The sequence below is a fragment of the Ideonella sp. P3_A4 genome (genome assembly GCF_056403075.1).
The window spans coordinates 1-849 of the sequence record NZ_JBFUGE010001225.1; the positions used below are offsets into that span (position 1 = coordinate 1).

Below are 849 nucleotides of genomic sequence, written 5' to 3' on the forward strand. Positions count from 1 at the left end.
TCCTCAGGCTGAATCCGGGCCTCTGCGCTGCGGTTGATACCATCCGCCGCCCCACGCCTTCTCGTGGCCCTGCACCATGGCCCTCAAATCCACCATCTTCAAGGCCCAGCTTCAGATCGCCGACATGGACCGCGCGTACTACGCCGACCATGCGCTGACGCTGGCCCGCCACCCTTCGGAAACCGACGAACGCATGATGATGCGGCTGCTGGCGTTCGCGCTGTCGGTACCGGCCGACACCGACCGCGGCGCTCTCGAATTCGCCCCCGGCCTGTCGGACACCGATGCACCCGACCTGTGGCAGAAAGACCTGACCGGTGCGCTGATCCAATGGATCGAGGTCGGCCAACCCGATGACCGCCGCCTGGCCAAGGCCTGCGGCCGAGCAGACAAGGTGCGCATTTGGTCGTACAGCAGCTCGACGCCGATCTGGTGGAGCGGCATCGAAAACAAGGTGGCGCGCCTGGCCAACCTCGAGGTCTGGCAGATCGACGCCGATCAAAGCCAGGCCCTGGCCGCGATGGCCGAACGCGGCATGCAGCTGCAGGTGACCGTGCAGGAAGGCCATCTCTACGTCGGCAACGGCCGCGATTCGGTGGCCCTGGAACCAAGGCGCCTGAAAGAGATTCAGACACGGCGATGAGGGTGCACGGTCGCTGACGGATCTTGATCGGTTGGCCACTGGTGCTGGCCTATCATCCGCCGCGCTGGCCTGACCCGATGGGCCGGCACCTTTCGCTACCCGCGACTTCCATCCCCGCCAGCCCATGCCAAACCAACTGCTCACCACGCTCGCCGCCGCATTGATCGGCGCCGCGGGCTCCTCCGCCATGGCCCAGACTCCCAGCC

1 protein-coding gene is annotated in these 849 nt (G+C 66.3%); it reads left to right on the forward strand.

Translation table 11 applies throughout. The features are described 5' to 3' along the window. The first annotated feature begins 76 nt into the window (after positions 1–76). A complete protein-coding gene (locus tag AC1DYI_RS37175) occupies positions 77–643 on the forward strand; it encodes a YaeQ family protein (RefSeq protein WP_477209077.1) in 567 nt (188 codons plus the stop codon). The last annotated feature ends 206 nt before the right edge of the window (positions 644–849 follow it).